We start from the raw sequence: 19,259 nt of genomic DNA, 5'->3' as shown, positions 1-19,259 counted from the left end.
GTTCGGCGGGGTGGTGCTTCGGCCTGCTCGGTGGAGCAGAAGGGTTGCCTGTGACGCAGGCGTCCGGGCGCGCAGACACGGTGGATTGCGGGGACAGCCGACGTACGAGAGGTCTCTGCACGCCGGCCGCCCGGACACCTTCAACGTATGGCACTCCGTGACAGGTGGCAAGGCACCGAGTGCCAACAATTTCTCTCACTTGTCATCCGCAGGGCACGCATGAGCAACATGATGGGCTCTTTGCCGGTTTGGCCCCGGAGGGCGAGCGGCTACGGCGTGGTGCGGTAGACGTACGGTGTCGTCGTGCTCAGGGCCGTGAAACCGAGCCGGCGCAGGATCGGGGCCGACTGGTCGGTCGCGTCGACCTGCAGATAGCGGTAGCCGCGCTCGGCGGCGATACGGGCCCGGTGGGCGATCAGCGCCCGGTAGATGCCCCTGCCCCGCCAGGGTGCCGCCGTCCCGCCGCCCCAGAGGCCGGCGAAGCCCGTGCCGGGGTGGAGCTCCATGCGGGCGGCGCTCACGGGCTCGCCGTCCGCGAGGACCACGACCGCGACAAACGTGTCGGGGGCCTCGGCGAGCCGGGCCAGCGTCCGGTGACGCAGCCAGGAACTGTCGGTACCGAAGGCCTGCTCGTGAGCCCGGAGCATCAGTTCCACCCCGGCCGCGTCGGACACGGTGTGCAGTTCGACGCCCGCGGGGAGTTCCACGGCGGTGGGGAGGTCGGCGACCGGGGCGACGAACAGCGTCTCCGGCGGTTCCGCGTCGAAACCCGCCGCCCGCAGCCGCTGCCCCAGATCGGCGGGCCGGTCGTGGGAGTACAGCTTCCACTCGAATTCGTCGTGTCCGAGGGCGGTGTAGTACTCCACCTGCGCCGCGATCGCCGCGTCCGCCTGTACGGGACCGAGGTCCGGAGCGGTCCAGACGACACCGTTCCAGTCGTCGGGGCCACCGGTCTGCCGTACGAGGTCTCCCGTGCGCTCGACCCTTACACCGGGGCCGTCGGGGCGGGCGTGTTCACGCATCTCGTGGTCGAAGAGGGCCAGCATGCTCTGGGGTTCCATCCGCGCATCCGACCACGGGGAGCCCGGCCGGGCCATCAGGTTTCCCGGGCGGATGCGTCAACAGGGCCGGTGGGGGCAGATGGAAGTGATCTTGATCCGGTCACGACGAACAGGGGTGGGGCACCCGATGCCGATACAGGTGCGCGGACGCGTCCGAAGAGACCGCCGGTCCGAATTCAGCGTCCGCCGGACGGCGTTCGGCTTCCTTCTCGTCGCCGTACTGGTCTGCGGTGCCGGGCTGACCCTCCGCACGGCCCTGGAGAGCGCCGAACGGCATCCGGTGGCCGCCGTCCTCTCGGTGGTCGCGGTGGTCTCCGGGGCGGCGGCGCTCCTGCGCCGCCGCCGCAACCGCAGGGCGGCCGCCAGGGCGGCGTCGGCGGCTCTGGATGCCGCGTACGAGGTGGTGGACACCGCGCTGGAGGAGCGGCCCGATGCCGTCCCCGAGCCCGTACGGCGCCCCGAGCCGGTCGACTGGGAGGACATGGACCCGTACGGCTTCGAGGAGGCCGTCGCCGCCCTCTGCCGCCGGGACGGCTGCACGGACGCCGAAGTCGTCGGCGGTGCCGGAGATCTGGGGGCCGATGTCGTGGCCACCACGCCCGACGGCCGCCGCCTGGTCGTCCAGTGCAAGAGGTACACGTCCGAGAACAAGGTCGGCTCGCAGGACCTCCAGCGTTTCGGCGGCACGTGCTACGCCGTGCACGAGGCCGGGACGGCCGTCGTCGTCACCACCGGAGCCTTCACCGAACCGGCTCTCGAGTACGCGGAGCAGTGCGGCATCGTGTGCGTCGACCTGGCCGGACTCAAGGCATGGAGCGAGTACGGCGCTCCCCTGCCCTGGCGTGCCGGGGAGGCCGTACAGTCCGTCGAGAGCTGAAACGCCCGCTCAGCGGTCCGTCAGGGCCTGCTGGATCGTACGCATGACCTCGTCGAGCGGTGCGTCGGTCCGGGCCACCGCGACCAGCACCTCGCCCCCGGTGGTCACCGACGCGGCGGGGGGCTTCGCGGGCTCGCTGTCCGCGGTCCGTCCGGCACCGATCCCCGTCCCGAACGTGTCCCGCACGATGGCGAAGGCATGGTCGAGCTGGGCCTCCACATCGCCCTGGCCGCCGGCCCGCAGCCAGCGCCGCAGTACATGGTTGTGCGCGGTGACCACGGCGGATGCGGCCACCTCGGCCAGCAACGGGTCGTCATTGCCCACATGGTGGTCGCGCTCGTCGAAGTGGCCCAGCAGATAGCGGGTGAACAGCCGCTCGTAGCGGGCCACCGAGGCGATTTCGGCCTCGCGGAGCGTGGGAACCTCGCGCGTCAGCTTGTAGCGCGCCACCGAGACCGCCGGCTTCGCCGCGTACATCCTCATGACTTCCTTGATGCCGCGGCACACGGTGTCGAGCGGATGCTCGTGCGCGGGAGCGGCATTGAGGACGGCCTCGGCCCTGACGAGGGTGTCGTCGTGGTCCGGGAAGATGGCCTCTTCCTTGGAGCGGAAGTGGCGGAAGAACGTACGCCGGGCGACCCCGGCAGCGCCCGCGATCTCGTCGACCGTCGTCGCCTCGTACCCCTTCGTGGCGAAGAGTTCCATCGCCGCGGCAGCCAGTTCGCGGCGCATTTTGAGGCGTTGGGCAGCGGCGCGGGTGCCTGCGGCACTTTCCGTGGCGTCGGGCGCGGCGGCGGAACGGGTGGACCTGGCAGGCTGGGACATGGTGTGAACGTAACTCATCCGCGCAGGAGAGTGCGCCTGTGGGGGCGGGTCGCCCGAGGGCCCGAGCAGCCCGCCCCACCCGGCTCCCGGCTCAGCGGCGGGCATATTCGCGGAAGCCGCGCCCCGTCTTGCGGCCGAGGCAGCCGGCGGCCACCAGATGCTCGAGCAGCGGCGCCGGGGCCAGGCCCGGATCGCGGAACTCGCTGTGCAGGACCTTCTCGATGGCGAGCGAGACATCGAGCCCGACGACGTCCAGGAGCTCGAAGGGACCCATCGGGTAGCCCCCGCCCAGCTTCATCGCCGCGTCGATGTCGTCGAGCGTCGCGTAGTGCTCCTCGACCATCTTGATCGCGTTGTTGAGGTACGGGAACAGCAGCGCGTTCACGATGAAGCCGGCCCGGTCCCCGCAGTCGACCGGGTGCTTGCGCACCTTCACGCAGACCTCGCGCACCGTGGCGTGCACGTCGTCGGCGGTCAGCACGGTGCGGACCACCTCGACCAGCTTCATCGCGGGCGCCGGGTTGAAGAAGTGCATCCCGATGACGTCCTGGGGACGCGAGGTGACCTTCGCGATCGCCACGACCGGCAGCGACGAGGTCGTGGTGGCCAGCACCGCGCCCGGCTTGCAGACCTTGTCCAGCGTCGCGAACAGCTGCTGCTTGATGTCCAGGTCCTCGGCGACCGCCTCGACGGCGAGGTCGACCTCGGCGAACGCGTCCAGAGACCCGGCCGGTGTGACCCGGGCGAGCGTCTCCTCGCGCGCCTCGGCCGTCAGCCGCCCCTTGGAGACGGAACGGTCCAGCGACTTGGCGATCCGGGCCTTGGCCGTGTCCGCCTTCTCCTGGCTGCGCGCGGCGAGCACCACGGAGTACCCGGCCTTCGCGAAGACCTCCGCGATGCCCGAGGCCATCGTCCCGGAGCCGGCGACACCCACCGAGGACACCTCGCGCCCGGCCACCGCACCCGCGCTCGCCAGTGGGGTCCGGGCGTCCGGCACCACACTCTGGCCGCCGGGGGCGTCGTACGTGTAGAAGCCGCGGCCCGTCTTGCGGCCGGTCAGGCCCGCCTCGCTGAGCTGGCCGAGCACGGGCGCCGGAGCGTGCAGCCGGTCGTGGGACGCCGAGTACATGGCCTCCAGGACCGTGCGGGCCGTGTCGATACCGATCAGGTCGAGCAGGGCGAGGGGGCCCATCGGCAGCCCGCAGCCCAGCTTCATCGCGGCGTCGATGTCCTCACGGGAGGCGTAGTTCGCCTCGTACATCGCGGCGGCCTGGTTGAGGTAGCCGAACAGCAGCCCGTCCGCGACGAATCCGGGCCGGTCGCCGACCGCGACCGGCTCCTTGCCCAGCTCACGGGCCAGCCGGGTGACGGTCTCGACGGCCGACGGCGCGGTCAGCACGGAGGAGACCACCTCGACGAGCTTCATCGCGGGCGCCGGGTTGAAGAAGTGCATGCCCAGGACGCGCTCGGGGTGCTGCGACTCGGCGGCCAGCCGGGTCACCGACAGGGCGTTCGTGCCTGTGGCGAGGATCGCGGTGGGGGAGACGACCGCGTCGAGCTCCCGGAAGACCTGCTGCTTGATCTCGTAGGTCTCGGGCACGACCTCGATGACCAGCTCCGCGTCCGCTGCGGCCTGGAGATCGGTGAACGTACGGAACCGGGCGAGGATGTCGCGCCGCTCCTGCTCCGTGATCCGCTCGCGCTGCACGGCGCGTGCGGTGGAGGCCTCCAGGGAGGCGACGGCCTGACGGGCGGCGGCTTCGCTGATGTCGATGCCGATGACCTCGCGGCCCGCACGGGCCAGGACCTCGGCGATGCCGGTTCCCATGGTGCCGAGGCCGACGACGGCAATGGTGCTGAGCGGGGTGTCCATCACGGGACTCCAGGGTGAGTGACGACTGAAGAGGAGCACGGGCGGCGCGCGTGGTCGTTGAGAACCGGCGCTCGGCGTGCGGAAGTTGTGTCGTGGTGCTCAGGTCCCGTGCGTGCGGAGCACGCACAGGACCGGAAAAGGCGACGGACTCTGTCCCGAGTCGCGTCTCACAAAGCTGCCGAACCGACAAGCACTCCGGGTGGCTGCGTCACCAGGCCACCGGAGCCGGCGGGTGTGTGTCCCGCTCACATGAGGTTAACCGGCGAGTAACGAGCGCGCCAGCCCTGGAAGGTTGTGCACTGGCACACAGTTGCCGCCGACACGGTGCGTGGGCGCCGATAAGCTGACTGTCATGGATGAGGAGTTGCGCTCGCTGGTGGACAGACTGTGGGACGAGGCCGGGGAACCGGCGCTCTACCGACGGCTCCTGGCCACGGACGACGAGGAGGAGCTGGCGCGCGTTCTCGTCGAGCCCGCGCGCCCGCTGTGGGCGCGCGAGATCGCGGCGTTCCGGCTCGGCTGCCGGGGGGACCGCCGGTCCTTCGAGACGCTGGTCCTTCTCCTCAACCATCGCGACCCGGAGCGCTGCGTCTCGGCCGCCCACGCGCTGCTGCTCCTCGACGACCCCCGAACACCCAGGGCCGCCGCGGCACTTGCCACGAACACACTGCGCACGGCCTACGCCCTGCACCCGGTGCGCCTGCTGGCCGCCCTGCGCGCACCGGAGTCGGTGCCCGCGCTGGTCAGTACCCTGCGGCGGCTGCTGACGCCGGAGGAGCCGCACTGGCGCGTCGCGCTCGCCTGCGTGGAGGGGCTGGGGAGCCTGGGTGACCGCGAGGCCCGGCCGGTCCTGGAGGCGGCGCTGCCCCATCCCCGCCTCGGCAGGGCGGCGGCCGAGGCGCTCAGCCGGCTGCCGGTCCGGTGAGCGCGCGCACGTACCGGACCTCGGGCACCATGGCGCCGCCCGCCTCGAAGGGCTCCTCGGCGCCGTCCGGCAGGAAACCGGCCCGCTCGTAGAAGCGGCGGGCGGGCGTGTTGTCCTTGAGTACCCAGAGCGACATCTCGTGGAAACCGGCCGCCACGGCACGGGCGGTCAGCTCGGCCAGGAGTGCACGGCCGGCCCCCGCACCGGTCCGTTCCGGGTGTACGTAGATCGCGTACAGCTCGCAGCGCCCGGGCAGGCGGGGGTCGTCGCGGTCGGGACCGTAGCAGGCCCAGCCGGTGACGGCGGAGTCCGGTTCCTTGCGGGAGACGACGTCGACGGCCTGGCCCGCGGCGAGGTACCCGCGCCGACGCTCGGCATCCCGCGCGATGTCCATCGCGTCCAGATAGGGCTGCGGGATGATTCCGGCGTACGCGCTCTGCCAGCCGCGCACCCGGATCTCGGCCACGGCGTCGCAGTCGTCGAGCGTCATGTCCTGTATGTGCACGCCGGGGGCGTACGCGGGAGTGGGTCGTGTCGTCATACGGCCCATCCTGGCGTACGCCCCCGGCGGTGCGGCTGCGCGGTCGGACGTCAGCTGCGGAAGCCGAGCAGCCCGTGCAGCGTGGCGCCCTTCGTGCTCGTGCCTGCCTTCGCAGCCTTCTGCGGCTTCGGCTCGGGCTGTGCCGCGCAGACCGCGTCGGCCCCGCTGCCGCCGGCGCGCGGGAGGGTGCCGTCGGTGAGGTAGTCCACCAGATACGCGTCCAGGCAGTTGCTGCCGCTCAGGCTGATGCCGTGGTTGCCGCCGCCCTCCTCGACGACCAGGCTGGAGCCACTGAGCCGGCGGTTCATGGTGACACCGCCCTCGTAGGGCGTGGCGGCGTCGTCGGTGGCCTGGAAGAGCAGCGCCGGCGGGATCTTGTCGTTGGTGACCTGCACCGGCTCCAGGGGTTCCACCGGCCAGGTGGCACACGGGGCGTTGTACCAGGTGTTGTTCCATGACATCAGGGGCGCCTTGCGGTGCGCCTCCCAGGTGTCGTTGCGCCAGATGCTCCAGGTCCGGGGCCAGGCGGCGTCACGGCACTGCACGGCCGCGTAGACGGAGTAGCCGTTGTCGCCGCTCGCGTCGATGGCCCCGAAGGTCTTGTACGCGGAGACGAGCGCTTGCTGGTCCTTGTCTTTCACGTACGCCGCGAACGTCTGGGCCAGAGAGGGCCAGTAGCCGTTGTAGTACCCGCCGGGCAGGAAGGTGTCCTCCAGTTCGCTGGGGCCGACCCTGCCGCCCGCGGGGTGCTGCTTCACCGCGGCGCGCATGCCGTACCAGGCGGCTTCGACCTCCGCCGGGTCGGTGCCGAGCCCGTAGGTGGCGTCGTTCTTCGCGATCCAGGCCGCGAACGCCTTGTGGCGGGCGTCGAACGCGTGGTCCTGGCCGAGGTTGTCCTCGTACCAGACGCCGTCAGGGTCGACGATCGAGTCGAGGACCAGGCGTCGCACGCGCTCCGGGAACAGCTTTGCGTACACCGCGCCGAGGTAGGTGCCGTAGGAGTAGCCGAGGTAGTTGATCCGCTGCGATCCGAGCGCCCGGCGGATCACGTCGAGGTCCTTCGCGGTGCTGACGGTGTCCATGAAGGGCAGCAGGTCGCCGTGCTTCTTGCCGCAGGCCGCGGCGAAGGACGCGGCCCGGTCCCTGTTGGCCTTCTCGGCCGGGTAGGAGTCCGGCACAGCGTCGGGGCGCACCGGGTCGAAGTACTTCGGTACGCAGTTCAGTGCGGGGGTGCTCTTCCCGACCCCGCGCGGGTCGAACCCGATCACGTCGTACTGGGCGGCGACCTTGCCGGGCAGCGAGGACGCCACGAATCCGGCCATCGAGAGCCCGCTCCCGCCGGGGCCGCCGGGGTTGACCAGCAACGGACCCTGTGAGGTCTTCGCCGTGTGCGGGATCCGGGAGAGAGCGAGAGTGACCTGTCTACCCGACGGGCGGTCGTGGTCCAGCGGGGTACGGACCGTTGAGCACTGCAGGTTCGGATACGACTTCGTCCCGCAGGCCTTCCACTTGAGTGGTGCGACGGCACGCGGTGCGGCCGTACCCGTTCCGGCGGTCGCGGTGGACGGCACGGCGGTCACCAGACCCGCGACCGTGGCGCCGACTGCGACCAGAATTCGTGCACGTTTCGTCATATGGCCTCCCGTGGTGGAGGGAACGCGCCTGTGAGCGGCACAGCCCCCGCCGGATGCTCCCCGAATTCGGGCACGGCAGGACAGATTTCGGCGAGATTTGACCCGTTTGGGCAGTCGGACACAGGCGGTCAGAGCAGGGTCAGCTGGGTGGGGCCGGGGGTGGGACCGTCGGGCAGGGGCACCGGTACCTCGGGTGCGGAGGCCCGGCGGGCTTCGCCCCGGTGCGCGGGACCGATGCCGAACTCGGCCGCCAGTTCATGCACCCGGCGGGTGATGCGGCGCTGGTACCAGGTCGGCGCGTACGCCCCGTCGGCGTACATCCGGTCGTACCGTCGCACCAGGTGCGGGTGGTGCTCGCCCAGCCACTGCATGAACCACTCGCGGGCGCCGGGGCGCAGATGCAGCACGAGCGGGGTCACCGAGGTCGCCCCGGCGGCGGCGATGGCGCGGACGGTGGTGCGCAGCTGGTCGGGGCTGTCGCTGAGGAAGGGGATGACCGGCGCCATGAGCACACCGCAGCCGATGCCGTTGTCGGTGAGGGTGCGCACGACGTCCAGGCGGCGCTCGGGTGAGGGCGTGCCCGGTTCGACCGTGCGCCACAGGCCGGGGTCGGTGAAACCGACGGAGACGGAGATGCCGACCTCGGTGACCTCGGCCGCCTGCCGGAGCAGCTCCAGGTCGCGCAGGATCAGGGTGCCCTTCGTCAGGACGGAGAAGGGGTTCGCGTGATCGCGCAGGGCCGTGATGATGCCCGGCATCAGCCGGTAGCGGCCTTCCGCCCGCTGGTAGCAGTCGACATTGGTGCCCATCGCGATGTGCGCGCCGTGCCACTGCCTGGACGCGAGGTGGCGGTTCAGCAACTCGCCCGCGTTGATCTTGACGACGATCTGGGAGTCGAAACCGAGGCCGGTGTCCAGGTCCAGATAGCTGTGGGTCTTGCGGGCGAAGCAGTACACGCAGGCGTGGGAGCAACCGCGATAGGGGTTCACGGTCCATTCGAACGGCATACGGGACGCGCCGGGCACCCGGTTCACGATCGAGCGGGCCCGGATCTCGTGGAAGGTGATCCCCCGGAATTCGGGGGTGTCGAAGGTGCGCGTGGTCACCGCGTCCGCAGCGAAGAGCGCGCCGTTCCTCGCCTTTGCGGTGTTATCGGCCAGATTGTCCCAGCGCATGGACGCCTCCTTGGTAGCACTGCGCAGAGAATAGAACACTTGTTCCCTTGATCGTGCGCGGCGGGATGGTGAGGCCCGATTTTGAGGGGCAGTACCGGAGGTGGTTGGCTCAGCACCCCCCGAACAACCGAGTGCTGAGGAGCAGGCATGGCGCAGGTCGAGGCCACGACGGAGCGGATCATCGCGGCGGACGCAGAGACTGTGTTCGATGCGCTGGCCAACTACAAGGAGGTCCGGGGCAAGGTGCTGACGGGCCACTTCAGCGAGTACGAGGTGCGTGAGGGCGGAGACGGCGAAGGCACCCTCGTGCACTGGAAGCTCCAGGCCACCAGTAAGCGGGTCCGTGACTGCCTGCTCGAAGTCACCGAGCCGACCGATGGACAGCTGATCGAGAAGGACCGCAACTCCTCCATGGTCACCACCTGGACCGTCACTCCGGCCGGTGAGGGCAAGTCCAAGGCCGTCGTTTCGACCGTCTGGGACGGCGCCGGCGGCATCGGCGGGTTCTTCGAGCGGACCTTCGCGCCCAAGGGCCTCGGCCGGATCTACGACGAGCTGCTGCAGAACCTCGCCACCGAGGTCGAGAAGTAGCCCGTGCGCTGACTCCGTCGGCTCCACAGCCGGCCTCACCGGAACGAGTGGTTTTCCGGGACGGCCGGTTGTGCGCCGTAGCGCCTCCCACCGGCGCATAAGCCCTCTGTGTGCGCCGCCCGTGCGCCCGGTCGCGTTTGCCCTGCCTTGCCGCCTGATGCGAGAAATGGGCGGCGCAGCAGCGACGAGGGGAGCGTCACGTGGTGGGTGGGATCACTCTGGTGAAGGACCAGCCGAGTGGTGCAGGGGGCGCCGCGCCCGCGCCGCCCCCACCGCCTGCCGCATCAGCTGCGGAGACCAGCCCCCGCCGGGTCCGCCTCGTCTTCCTCGGGCTGATGCTCACGCTGCTGCTCGCGGCACTCGACCAGATGATCGTGGCCACCGCCCTGCCGAAGATCGTCGGCGAGCTCCACGGTCTGGACAAGATGTCCTGGGCCGTCACGGCCTATCTGCTCGCCTCCACCATCGGCCTTCCGGTCTACGGAAAGCTCGGCGACCTCTTCGGCCGCAAGGGCGTCTTCCAGTTCGCGATCGTCGTCTTCGTCATCGGCTCCGCGCTCGCCGGCTGGTCGCGCACGATGGACGAACTCATCGCCTTCCGGGCCGTCCAGGGCATCGGCGGCGGCGGACTCATGATCGGCGTCCAGGCGATCATCGCCGACATCGTCCCGCCCAGGGAACGGGGCCGCTACATGGGTCTCATCGGGGCCGTCTTCGGTCTCGCGTCGGTCGCGGGCCCCCTGCTCGGCGGCTTCTTCACCGACCACACCTCCTGGCGCTGGTGCTTCTACATCAACGTGCCGTTCGGCCTGCTCACCCTCGCCGTCATCGCCGTCGTACTGAAACTCCCCAAGCCGGCTGTCCGCCCGCGCCTCGATGTGCTGGGGGCGTTGCTGCTCGCCGCCGCCTCGACCTGCCTGGTGCTGCTGACCAGTTGGGGTGGTACGGAGTACGCATGGGGCTCGCGCACCGTCCTGGGACTCGCCGCCGGGGCTGCCGGAACGACTCTGCTCTTCCTCGCCGTCGAACACCGGGCGGCCGAACCCGTCATCCCCCTGCGGCTGTTCCGCGACTCGGTCTTCAACGTCACGGCTCTGGTGGGGGCCGTCGTCGGGGTCGCGCTCTTCGGAGCAGCCAGCTATCTGCCGACGTACCTGCAGATGGTCGAGGGTGCGACCGCGACCGAGTCGGGGCTGCTGATGCTGCCCATGATGGGCGGCATCGTCGGCGCGTCCATCGTCTCCGGCCAGCTGATCTCGCGGACCGGGCGCTACCGGATCTACCCCCTCCTGGGCAGTGCGGTCTCAACCGTGGGCATGTGGCTGCTCTCGCGGCTGGAGACCGACACCTCACCGGTCGAATACGGCTTCGGGCAGGCCGTCCTGGGCATCGGGATCGGGCTGGTCATGCCGGTGCTGGTCCTCGCCGTGCAGAACTCCGTGCGCCCCGCCGACCTCGGCAGCGCCACCAGCGCCAACAACTACTTCCGGCAGATCGGCGGCAGCGTCGGCGCCGCGATCTTCGGAACCCTGTTCGCGGGGCGGCTCGCGGACGCCCTCGGTGTGCGGCTCCCCTCCGGAGCCGGCCTGCCCGATCCGGAGTCGATCACCCCGCAGCTGGTCCACGCCATGGAGCCCGCGCTGCGCGACGCCTATATCCAGGCGTACGCCGACGCGATGCCGCGGATCTTCCTCTACCTCGTGCCGGTGCTGCTGCTCGGCCTGTTCCTCGCCTTCTTCCTCAAGGAGAAACCCCTGGTGTCCCACCACACCCCCGGCACGGCCGCCGACCCGTCCGCGACGCACCCCACCATCCCCGCAGCACGCACCGACCCCGGCCCACCGCCCACCGGACGCATGTCGGGCGTCCCGGTCTGCGGCAGCGTCCAGCACCCCGACGGTACGAAGGTGGGGCGGGCCGCGCTCACTCTCATCGACGTCCAGGGGCAGCAGATCGGACGTGGTGCGAGTGCCGACGACGGGAGGTACGCGCTGAGTGCGCCGGGTGCCGGTTCGTACGTGCTGATCGCCGCGGCGGGCGGGCACCAGCCGCAGGCCGTCAGCGTCACCGTCGGCGAGCGGCCGGTGGAGCTCGATGTGGTGCTCGGCGGTGCGGGACGGCTCGCAGGCGCGGTCGTCACCCCCGACGGCGCCCCCGTCCGCGATGCGGCGGTGACGCTCACCGATGTGCGCGGCGAAGTCGTCGCGACCACCCGCACGGGGCGCGAAGGCAGTTATGTGATCGGCGAGTTGGTGGCCGGTGAGTACACCCTGGCGGCCAGCGCCCCGGCCTTCCGCCCCGCCGCCCTGCCGGTCGGCGTGCAGGCCGCCAGGGAGACCAGGCAGGACATCGAACTGGCCGGTGGCGCCGTGCTGCGCGGTGTCGTACGGGCCCCCGGCGGGCGGGTCGTCGAGGACGCCAGGGTCACCCTGCTGGACGCGGCGGGCAATGTCGTCGACACCCTCGCCACCGGACCTGACGGAGCGTTCCGCTTCGTGGACCTGTCGACCGGTGAGTACACCGTGATCGCCGCCGGCTACCCGCCGGTCGCCACGGTGCTCCAGGTCCCGGGAGGTGGACGGACCGAACGCGATCTCCAGCTGGGGCACGAGGACTGAACAGCCCCGGACCGACCGGCACGGGAGGACGCCTGACAGCGGACCTGCGAGCCCGGCTCCGCAGGTCCGCACCCCTCGTGGTCACGGCAGCAGACGCGGCCTCCGCTTCGCCGCTACGTCCTCGACCCAGCCGAAACACATCACGGCGCCGGCTATCAGCACCCAGGCGACACCGAACTGCACCCAGAGGCTGTCCAGCGGAAGGTGCCGCTCCAGCGCCGGCACCTCCCACATCAGATCGATCAGCGGCACGGCGCCCATCAGGGCTACCTCGTGCCAGAGATAGACGGTCACGGCGCGCGCGTTGAACACGGTGACGATCCGGTCTGCCACCGGATGGCGCTCGAGCGCGTCGAACCGGGGCCGGAAGCGCAGCAGAATCAGCACGAACCCCGCCGACCACAGGGTCTGGGCAAGCGGAATGTCATCCAGGTCGAACGAGCCGTCCACCCGGTGCCGCACCGCCCACCAGGCACCGGCGGCCATCAGCGGCAGCGCGGCTGCAGCCACCCCCGCCCCGCGGAGCCGGTCGAGGACGCCCTCCCGGTGCGCGAAGCCCAGCAGCCAGCAGAACAGGAACACCGACAGGTCGCTGAGTGCGCTGCCGAGGCGCCCCTCCGGCACGCCCGTCACCGTCTCCAGGACCACGACGGGCACGAGCGACAGCGCGAGCACAGGCAGGGGAGCGAACCGGAAGACGCGCAGCAGAACCGGCGACAGCAGCACGAACCACAGATAGGCGCGCAGATACCAGAGCACCGCCCAGGCCTGCTCACCCCACGCGTTGCCCGGCGGATCACCGAGCGGAAGCACCCAGTACAGAACATCCGGCCCGGGCACCCAGCCGTGCAGCAGCATCGCCACCCCGAGTACGAGACCGAAGACCCACACCGGGATCAGCAGCCTGCGCAGCCGGCCACGGATCACCCCCGCGGCGGGCCGTTCCAGCGAGCGGGCCATGAGCGATCCGGCCAGTGCGAACATCACGCCCATGGAGGGGAAGAGGAACCCCAGCCAGGGCCACCCGAAGGTGTGGTAGGCCACGACCCGTACGAGCGCCAAGGCCCGCAGCGCGTCGAAGGAGCGGTCGCGTCCGGCTCCCGGCCCGGCCACCGCAGGCGGCGCGAGTGTCGTCCTGCGGTGCGCACCCGCCATCACCCCGCCTCCGCACCCGGCTGGGGCGCGCCCACTTCGCCGGTGCGCTTGAGCTTCTGCCAGCGCAGCCGGCCACCCGTCGCGGCGGTCACACACGAGTGGATCAGCACGAGGTACATCAGCTGCCGGTACGCGAGCTGCTGGAGCGGCAGCATCAGCAGATACCGGTACTTCTCCCGGTCGAGACGGAAGGCATAGGCCGCGCAGAACAGTTGCACGCCCAGCACCGCGAGCCACGCCAGCAGCGAGGCCCTGAAGTCCACGAAGACCATCGCGTAGACCGTGAACACATCGATGAGCGGGGCGAACACCGGCGTGACGATCTGGAAGAGGACGACCAGCGGCATGCCGACCCGACCGAAGCGCCCGGACGGCCCCCGGTCGGTCACGGACCCGCGGTGCTTCCAGAGCGCCTGCATCGTGCCGTAACTCCAGCGGTAGCGCTGACGCCACAACTGGCCCAGCGACGCCGGTGCTTCGGTCCAGGCGCGGGCGTGTTCGGCGTACACGACCCGCCAGCCCGCGCGGTGCAGGGCGATGGTGATGTCGGTGTCCTCGGCGAGGGTGTCCTCACTCATCCCGCCGACCTCCAGGACCGCAGCTCGGCGGAACGCCCCGATCGCGCCGGGGATGGTGGGCATGCAGCGCAGCAGGTCGTACATCCTGCGGTCCAGGTTGAAGCCCATCACGTACTCGATGTGCTGCCAGGCGCCGATCATCGTGGAGCGGTTGCCGACCTTCGCGTTGCCCGCGACGGCGCCGATCGCCGGGTCGGCGAAGGGCTGTACGAGCCGGTGCACCGTGTCGGCTTCGAAGACGGTGTCCCCGTCCATCATCACGACGATGTCGTAACGTGCCTGCTGCACACCGTTGTTGAGAGCTGCGGATTTGCCCGCGTTCTCCTGTCGCACGACCCGGACGTTGGGCACGCCGAGCGACTCGGCGATCTCGGCCGTGCCATCGGTCGATCCGTCGTCGACGACCAGGATCTCGATCGGATGTGTGCTCGCCGCAAGGGAGTTGATGGTTCCGGCGATGCACTCCTTCTCGTTGTACGCGGGAACGATCACGCTCACCGGTCCGGTCACCTCCGGACCCCAGGAGAACCGGCGCCGGTTGCGCTGCCGGTAGTGGCGCCGCGCGAGCAGGAGCATCATGCCGAACCGGCCCAGGACGGCGAACCCGACGACCGCCAGCACCGCCGCCAGCCCGGGCACCGTCCATTCGGCGACCGTGACAGCGGCGAGCAGCGCGCGGCCCTCCCACCGTGTGGCCGTGTCCGCCGTGCGATGGGCGGCCTGCGCGGCGTTTCCCAGCGCGCCCTGCGCGACAGGGCCGGGCTGCTGATCCTGCTGTCCCTGCGACGCCTCGGCGGACTGCTGCTGCGCGCCGCTGACGGTGGTGAAGGTGTAGCCCTTCGCCTTCATCTTCTTGATGTACTCCGGCAGCGCGGCCAGGGTCTCGGAACGGTCGCCCCCGGAGTCGTGGAAGAGCACCGAGGCGCCTTTCCCGTCCTTCGGCGTCGCCCATTTGATGATCTTGGAGACCCCGGGTCGCTGCCAGTCCTCGCTGTCGGTGTCGATGAACACGCTGGTGTAGCCCATCGCGCCGAGCCGCTGGTAGACGGGCCAGCTGTAGTCGTCGATCGCCGCGTTCGTCGAGGAGTACGGGGCACGGAACAGCGTCGTCGTGATGCCCGCTGCCCCCGCCAGTGCGAGCTGTGTCTGGGCGATCTCCCGCTTGACCCGGGCCTCGCTCTGATAGGAGAGGTCGACATGGGTGAAGGTGTGGACCCCAACTTCGCTGCCGTCGTCGACCACCCTGCGCACCACGTCCGGGTAGCGCGAGATCATCGAGCCGACGAGGAAGAAGGTGCCCGGCACGTCGTTGTCGTCCAGGACGTCGAGCACCTTGTCGGTCCACTCCGGATCGGGGCCGTCGTCGAAGGTCAGCACGATCGTCCTGTCCGGTACGGACTGCGCACGGGCGCTGCCGCCGGCGAAGCTCAGGAGCGGCCCGCCGTCCAGGACACTGTCGGGCACGGTGTCCGAGGAGGCGTCGGAGCGCACCCGCTGGTCGTCGCCGACCTCGGCGCGCAGATAGCCGTCGAGGAGCATGGCGCAGGCGAGCCCCAGCAGAAGGAGCAGGGCCATGATCACGCGGGGTTCCGGGACCGCCTGGCGCCGGACCCGGTCGATCGTGCCGGGTGTGGCGTGCCGCCGTCGGGACGCGGCCATCAGCCCGCCCCGCCGGACGGGGTCGGCGTGCCGAAAGGCTTCGGAGCGCCGCTCGGGGGCGCCCCGGAGCCGCTCGGGGCCGAGCCGTACCCGGGCCGCATCCCGCCGCCCGGGCCCGCCTCCGCGGCCGGTCCGCCGTCGAAGGGCAGCAGCTGGGACGGGGTCAGCGAGATGCCGCCCATGAAGGCGAGCCCGAGCACGGCGGCGTAACCGGCGCAGGTGATGCCCAGCAGCGTGCCGGCACGGCGCAGCAGCCGGGCCCGACGGCCGGAACTGTCCACGAACACGGGTCCCGCCTGGGACCGTCCCGCCGAGCGGGGCCGCCCTGCGTGTGCTCGACGCCGGCCGCGCGGTGCCGGGTTCTTCTCGATGACGGGGTCGGATTGCATGTGCGCATGGTGGCGAACCTCGTTGTGTGAAGTCTGGAGCTTTGCTGGCCGCCCGCTGTGAAAGGGCGCCGAACCTGTCGGGCCGCTGAGAGTGCGACCGGCGCCCGAGACGCCCAGAACCCGGCACCAGCCTTCCCTGGACGGCGAGTTGACGGAGATCGAGGATCTCTGACTGCCCCGCCCATGAGTTTCCTGTGTCTTCGCACGGACCGGTGATGTGAGAGGTTCGTCCTGCCCCGGCATCATCGGTTGCCGTTCGGGGGCGCTCATTCCGAGAGCAGGTGCACACATGTTGCAAAGGCGCACACGGGCTTCCTCCGTCGTTGCCGGACTGGTCGCGCTGGGCCTCGCCTGCTCGGCCTGCGCGACGGGAACAGCGGCCGACCCGGCCAAGGGGTCCGCCCCGTCCCCTCACGGCACACCGCAGACCGCCTACACCCCGTACGTGAGTGCCACGACCCCCGCCGACACCGACAGCGCCGCTTCCACCGATACGTACAACCTGGCCTTCGTCATCTCGGACGGCTCCGGTTGCACGCCCGTCTGGGGCGGCACCGAATCCGCCACCAGCGACGCGGTCGTGGCGCGCGTCACCGCGCTCACCGCCACCGGGGCGGACATCCGGGTCTCCTTCGGCGGTGCTGCGGGCACCGAGACGGCTCTGGCCTGCGACAGTGCGGAGGAACTGGCCGACGCCTACGCCGAGGTGCTCGACGCGGTCGGCGCCACCAAGGCCGACTTCGACATCGAGGGCGACGCGCTGACCGACCGGGCCTCGGTCACCCGCCGCAACGAGGCCCTCGCCCTCCTCCAGAAGGAGCGCGACCTCGACATCACGTACACGCTTCCTGTGATGCCCGACGGACTGGAGAACACCGGGCTCGCCCTCATCGAGGACGCGGCCGACCAGGGCGTCGGACTCTCCGCGGTCAACATCATGGCCATGAACTACAGCTCGTCCCACCGCGGCGACATGGGTGACTACGCGGAGCAGGCCGCACAGGCGGCCCATGACCAGCTCGTGGACGTACTGGGGCTGTCGCAGGACGCGGCGTGGCGGGCGCTGCACCTCACCGTGATGATCGGGGTCAACGACGTGGCGGGGGAGATCTTCACCCTCGCCGACGCCGCGTCCCTGCGCGGCTTCGCCACCCGTCAGGGCGTCGGTGCGCTCTCCATGTGGGCGGCCTTCCGCGACCGGGCGTGCGCCGACGGCGAGGACACGACGGTGGCCGGCGACACCTGCAGCGGGGTCGAACAGGAGGCGGGAGCGTTCGCCGAAGCCCTGAGTGGCTGAGCGGACGAGTGGCTGACCCGTCCGGGGCTCTCAGCGCAGCGGGTCCTGACGTACCAGCGTCATCAGTGCCTGCGCCCCCGGGCTCATGGCCCGGGCCGGCGGGAGCAGCACCACGCTCTCGTAGACCGGCCGGTGCGCACCGTCGAGCTCCACCTCCACGAGCCCTCGCGCCTCCTGCTTGCGGGAGAAGTGGTGCGGCACCACTGCGATGCCCAGGCCCTCGTGCACCAGCTCCAGCAGGCTGTGCACGTCGTTGACCTCGAGCGCCACCGTACGGCGCACCCCCGCCGCGGCGAATGCCTCGTCCGCCGCGCGGCGCGGGCCCCAGTCCGGGTGGAAGTCGATGAACGACTCCCCGTGCAGTCCTGTCCACGCCACCCGGGGCACCTCTGCGAGACGGTGACCGGGTGTGCACAGGACGACCATGGGCTCCCGCGCCAGTGGCATGAGCTCGCCCGGCCACTCCAGAGGGCTGACGGTGGCGGCGAACGCGAGGTCCAGGCGCCCGCCGGCAACCCCCTCCAGCAGGCTGGAGGTACCCTCCTGCCGCAGCCGGATCTCCATGTGCGGATGGTCCCGGTGGAAGGCCGCGAGCAGCCGGGCCGGGCTGACCCCGGCCACGCACTGCTCGACCCCCAGCGTCAGCGTGCCGCGCAGCAGCCCCCGTACGGCATCGACGGCGTCCCTCGCCGCCCTCGCCCCCGCCAGCGTGCGCTCCGCCTCCACGAGCAGTGCCTGCCCCGCCTCGGTGAGCCGCACCGTGCGCGTCGTGCGGCTGAACAAGGGGGTCTTCAGCTCGTGCTCCAGCGCACGGACGGACGCGGACAGCCCGGACTGGGACACGGCGAGACGTTCGGCCGCGCGGGTGAAGTGCTGCTCCTCGGCGACGGCTACGAAGTGCTCCAGCTGGCGCAGTTCCATGATTGAGCAATCTAATCGATGAATCCCAGTGGAATCTCCTGTTGGACCGCTGGATCGTTCTCCGTCAGTCTGGACGCTGCGCACCAGACCTGGCGCGTCCCCCGGACCTCTCCCGTGGAGTGCTTGCATGTACCTTCCGTCCGCCGACCGCTATGCCGCCATGCCCTACCGGCGCACCGGACGCAGTGGTCTGCTGCTTCCCGCGCTGTCGCTCGGGCTCTGGCACAACTTCGGAGGCGACCGGACCCCGGAGACGCAGAGCCGGATCCTCCGCAGGGCGTTCGACCTGGGCATCACCCACTTCGACCTGGCCAACAACTACGGCCCACCGCCCGGCTCCGCCGAGATCACGATGGGCCGCGCCCTGAAGACGGACTTCGCCCGTCTCCGGGACGAGATCGTCATCTCCACCAAGGCCGGCTACGACATGTGGGACGGCCCGTACGGGGAGTGGGGATCCCGTAAGTACCTGCGCTCCTCGCTGGACCAGAGCCTCACCCGGCTCGGGCTCGACTACGTCGACATCTTCTACTCCCACCGCTTCGACCCCGACACCCCGCTCGAGGAGACGATGGGTGCGCTCGACGCCGCGGTGCGGCAGGGCAAGGCGCTCTACGCCGGCATCTCCAACTACTCCGCCGAGCAGACCCGCGAGGCCGCCCGGATCCTGAACGACCTGGGCACCCCGCTCCTCATCCACCAGCCCCGCTACTCGATGCTCGACCGCTGGGTCGAGGACGGGCTGCTGGACACGCTGGACGAGCTCGGCACCGGATCCATCGCCTACTCACCGCTCGAGCAGGGCATCCTCTCCGACCGCTATCTGCGGGGCATTCCCGAGGGATCGCGGGCGTCGGGCACCAGCCCGTTCCTGTCGGCCGACGCCGTCACCCCCGAGCTGGTGAGCCGGCTGGGCGCGCTGAACGAGCTGGCACAGGAGCGTGGACAGTCCCTGGCCCAGCTGGCGCTGGCCTGGGTGCTGCGCGGCGGCCGGGTCACCTCCGCCGTCGTCGGCGCGAGCAGCGTCGCCCAGCTGGAGAACAGCGTGGCGACGATCCGCAACCTGGAGTTCGGTGAGGAGGAGCTCGCCCGGATCGACGAGCTGGTCAAGGGCACGGTCCGCCCCTGACGTCCTGACGG

16 protein-coding genes are annotated in these 19,259 nt (G+C 70.7%); 6 read left to right on the top strand and 10 right to left on the bottom strand.

Features of this window, described 5'->3' with window-relative positions:
• Positions 1–269: 269 nt before the first annotated feature.
• On the bottom strand, positions 270–1,061 hold the full coding sequence (locus ACFWBQ_RS02435) for a GNAT family N-acetyltransferase (protein ID WP_385483048.1): 792 nt from the start codon (positions 1,059–1,061) through the stop codon (positions 270–272).
• A 127-nt stretch (positions 1,062–1,188) separates the two neighbouring features.
• On the opposite strand from ACFWBQ_RS02435, the gene ACFWBQ_RS02430 reads away from it, so the two are divergent.
• Positions 1,189–1,938, top strand: coding sequence for a restriction endonuclease (locus ACFWBQ_RS02430; protein WP_385483046.1), 750 nt, complete (start codon positions 1,189–1,191; stop codon positions 1,936–1,938).
• Between the two features lie 9 nt (positions 1,939–1,947).
• On the opposite strand, the gene ACFWBQ_RS02425 is transcribed toward ACFWBQ_RS02430, so the two are convergent.
• Together ACFWBQ_RS02425 and ACFWBQ_RS02420 are read right to left on the bottom strand one after the other, a co-directional pair.
• Positions 1,948–2,763, bottom strand: coding sequence for a TetR family transcriptional regulator (locus tag ACFWBQ_RS02425; RefSeq protein ID WP_385483044.1), 816 nt, complete (start codon positions 2,761–2,763; stop codon positions 1,948–1,950).
• Between the two features lie 91 nt (positions 2,764–2,854).
• A complete protein-coding gene (locus ACFWBQ_RS02420; RefSeq protein WP_385483042.1) occupies positions 2,855–4,636 on the bottom strand; it encodes a 3-hydroxyacyl-CoA dehydrogenase family protein in 1,782 nt (593 codons plus the stop codon).
• A 352-nt stretch (positions 4,637–4,988) separates the two neighbouring features.
• On the opposite strand from ACFWBQ_RS02420, the gene ACFWBQ_RS02415 reads away from it, so the two are divergent.
• The gene (locus tag ACFWBQ_RS02415; protein WP_385483040.1) at positions 4,989–5,561 is read left to right on the top strand and encodes an adenylosuccinate lyase; all 573 of its coding nucleotides are present in this window, start codon (positions 4,989–4,991) and stop codon (positions 5,559–5,561) included.
• Here the strand turns inward: ACFWBQ_RS02415 and ACFWBQ_RS02410 are convergent.
• From ACFWBQ_RS02410 to ACFWBQ_RS02400, 3 genes are all read right to left on the bottom strand, one after another.
• On the bottom strand, positions 5,539–6,102 hold the full coding sequence (locus tag ACFWBQ_RS02410; RefSeq protein WP_385483038.1) for a GNAT family N-acetyltransferase: 564 nt from the start codon (positions 6,100–6,102) through the stop codon (positions 5,539–5,541). The genes ACFWBQ_RS02415 and ACFWBQ_RS02410 overlap by 23 nt on opposite strands.
• 50 nt (positions 6,103–6,152) lie before the next feature.
• Positions 6,153–7,736 carry an alpha/beta fold hydrolase gene (locus ACFWBQ_RS02405; RefSeq protein ID WP_385483036.1) on the bottom strand — a complete coding sequence of 528 codons (1,584 nt, stop codon included), beginning with the start codon at positions 7,734–7,736 and terminating at the stop codon, positions 6,153–6,155.
• Between the two features lie 128 nt (positions 7,737–7,864).
• Entirely contained in the window at positions 7,865–8,911 is a 1,047-nt protein-coding gene (locus ACFWBQ_RS02400; RefSeq protein WP_385483034.1) for an Rv2578c family radical SAM protein, read from the bottom strand.
• 147 nt (positions 8,912–9,058) lie between these two features.
• Here ACFWBQ_RS02400 and ACFWBQ_RS02395 point away from each other — a divergent pair, with 147 nt between their 5' ends.
• The gene (locus ACFWBQ_RS02395) at positions 9,059–9,502 is read left to right on the top strand and encodes an SRPBCC family protein (protein WP_385483032.1); all 444 of its coding nucleotides are present in this window, start codon (positions 9,059–9,061) and stop codon (positions 9,500–9,502) included.
• Between the two features lie 200 nt (positions 9,503–9,702).
• Positions 9,703–12,120 (top strand): MFS transporter, encoded by a 2,418-nt coding sequence (locus tag ACFWBQ_RS02390; RefSeq protein ID WP_385483031.1) that lies wholly within the window; start codon positions 9,703–9,705, stop codon positions 12,118–12,120.
• Between the two features lie 81 nt (positions 12,121–12,201).
• Here the strand turns inward: ACFWBQ_RS02390 and ACFWBQ_RS02385 are convergent, their stop codons facing one another.
• From ACFWBQ_RS02385 to ACFWBQ_RS02375, 3 genes are read right to left on the bottom strand one after another with little or no spacing between them, the layout of a single operon-like run.
• Positions 12,202–13,275 carry an acyltransferase gene (locus ACFWBQ_RS02385; RefSeq protein ID WP_385483029.1) on the bottom strand — a complete coding sequence of 358 codons (1,074 nt, stop codon included), beginning with the start codon at positions 13,273–13,275 and terminating at the stop codon, positions 12,202–12,204.
• A complete protein-coding gene (locus ACFWBQ_RS02380) occupies positions 13,275–15,512 on the bottom strand; it encodes a bifunctional polysaccharide deacetylase/glycosyltransferase family 2 protein (RefSeq protein ID WP_385483027.1) in 2,238 nt (745 codons plus the stop codon). The genes ACFWBQ_RS02385 and ACFWBQ_RS02380 overlap by 1 nt, the downstream gene beginning before the upstream one ends.
• Positions 15,512–15,901 carry a hypothetical protein gene (locus tag ACFWBQ_RS02375; protein WP_385483025.1) on the bottom strand — a complete coding sequence of 130 codons (390 nt, stop codon included), beginning with the start codon at positions 15,899–15,901 and terminating at the stop codon, positions 15,512–15,514. The genes ACFWBQ_RS02380 and ACFWBQ_RS02375 overlap by 1 nt, the downstream gene beginning before the upstream one ends.
• A gap of 292 nt (positions 15,902–16,193) precedes the next feature.
• On the opposite strand from ACFWBQ_RS02375, the gene ACFWBQ_RS02370 reads away from it, so the two are divergent.
• Positions 16,194–17,198: a chitinase gene (locus tag ACFWBQ_RS02370; RefSeq protein WP_385483152.1), complete on the top strand. Its 1,005-nt coding sequence runs from the start codon at positions 16,194–16,196 to the stop codon at positions 17,196–17,198.
• A gap of 30 nt (positions 17,199–17,228) precedes the next feature.
• Here the strand turns inward: ACFWBQ_RS02370 and ACFWBQ_RS02365 are convergent, their stop codons facing one another.
• A complete protein-coding gene (locus ACFWBQ_RS02365) occupies positions 17,229–18,119 on the bottom strand; it encodes a LysR family transcriptional regulator (RefSeq protein ID WP_385483023.1) in 891 nt (296 codons plus the stop codon).
• Between the two features lie 127 nt (positions 18,120–18,246).
• Here ACFWBQ_RS02365 and ACFWBQ_RS02360 point away from each other — a divergent pair, with 127 nt between their 5' ends.
• Positions 18,247–19,248 carry an aldo/keto reductase gene (locus tag ACFWBQ_RS02360; RefSeq protein ID WP_385483021.1) on the top strand — a complete coding sequence of 334 codons (1,002 nt, stop codon included), beginning with the start codon at positions 18,247–18,249 and terminating at the stop codon, positions 19,246–19,248.
• The last annotated feature ends 11 nt before the right edge of the window (positions 19,249–19,259 follow it).

Origin of the sequence: Streptomyces sp. NPDC060035 (assembly GCF_042736635.1) — a bacterium.
Taxonomy (GTDB): domain Bacteria; phylum Actinomycetota; class Actinomycetes; order Streptomycetales; family Streptomycetaceae; genus Streptomyces.
Note: the sequence above shows the minus strand (reverse complement) of the source record. Positions and strands in the feature narration are given on the sequence as shown.